Origin of the sequence: Pseudoalteromonas sp. Z1A6 (assembly GCF_011378745.1) — a bacterium.
GTDB classification, from domain to species: domain Bacteria; phylum Pseudomonadota; class Gammaproteobacteria; order Enterobacterales; family Alteromonadaceae; genus Pseudoalteromonas; species Pseudoalteromonas arctica.
In genome coordinates this window covers 1-1039 of sequence record NZ_WTKW01000638.1, presented here as the reverse complement: position 1 = coordinate 1039, position 1039 = coordinate 1, and the positions used below count along the sequence as shown (strand labels likewise).

The following is a 1039-nucleotide window of genomic DNA, read 5'->3' as shown; positions in this document are numbered from 1 at the left end:
TATTTTGATATGTAAAAAAATAGTAAAGCCTGTTAAATACAGGCTTTACGCAGATGTTTTGAGTTAATGCTCTAAATTTGATTATGCGATTTATTAGGCTTTTTTGGTGCCACTTACTCGAGTCCAATCACCTTCAACGGCAATATCATCTAGCTCAATAAAGGGTGCATAAATATCAGCAACTGATTGCGCTTGTTCTTCTAAAATACCCGACATTGCAATTTTGCCGCCAGGCTTTAATAAACCTAAAATTACACTGTGCAATTCGCGAAGTGGCTGGGCTAATATATTTGCCACTACTATGTCGGCGGTAAACTCAGGTTGGTTTTCTGGCAGGTATACTTCAAGCTTATCGGCAACGCCATTGCGGTTAGCGTTATCTAGGCTTGCTTCAAGTGCTTGAGGGTCAATATCAATCCCAATCATGCGCTCTGCGCCTAGTTTTATAGCTGCGATACCTAAAATGCCTGAGCCACAACCAAAATCAACAACCGTTTTACCTGTTAGATCTTGGCTTTCTAACCACTTAAGGCACAGCGCTGTGGTTGCATGTGTGCCAGTGCCAAAAGCAAGGCCAGGGTCAAGTAGTACATTTACCGCAGTAGGGTCTGGAATATCGCGCCAGCTTGGACAAATCCATAGCCTTTCACCAAATTGAATCGGGTGGAAGTTATCCATCCATTCACGTTCCCAGTCCTTATCCTCAAGTTGCTCTATTTTGTATACTAAATTGTCTTTTAGCTCATCATGGCGTTTCAATAACGCAACGACTGCATTCATATCGTGATTAGCTTCAAACAAGCCAATTACTGTTGTATCAGCCCAAAATACAACAGTGCCAATTTTGGGTTCGTAAATAGGGGTGTCTTTTGCGTCAATAAAGGTTACTGAAGCACTACCCGCTTCCATTAATAGGTCACTTACTGCATCTGCTGTTGCAGCATTGGCGTTAATACGAATTTGGATCCAAGCCATGATTATTTCCTTCAAATAGAAAAAAGGCCGCTATAGCGGCCTTTTTAGTTTATATAGTAGCGCT

At 41.6% G+C, this 1039-nt stretch carries 1 protein-coding gene; it reads right to left on the bottom strand.

The window, feature by feature from the left end; all coding sequences use genetic code 11:
• Positions 1-93: 93 nt before the first annotated feature.
• Complete coding sequence (gene prmA, locus GQR46_RS20060; protein ID WP_024600157.1) at positions 94-975, bottom strand: 50S ribosomal protein L11 methyltransferase; 882 nt, start codon at positions 973-975, stop codon at positions 94-96.
• Between the last annotated feature and the right edge of the window lie 64 nt (positions 976-1039).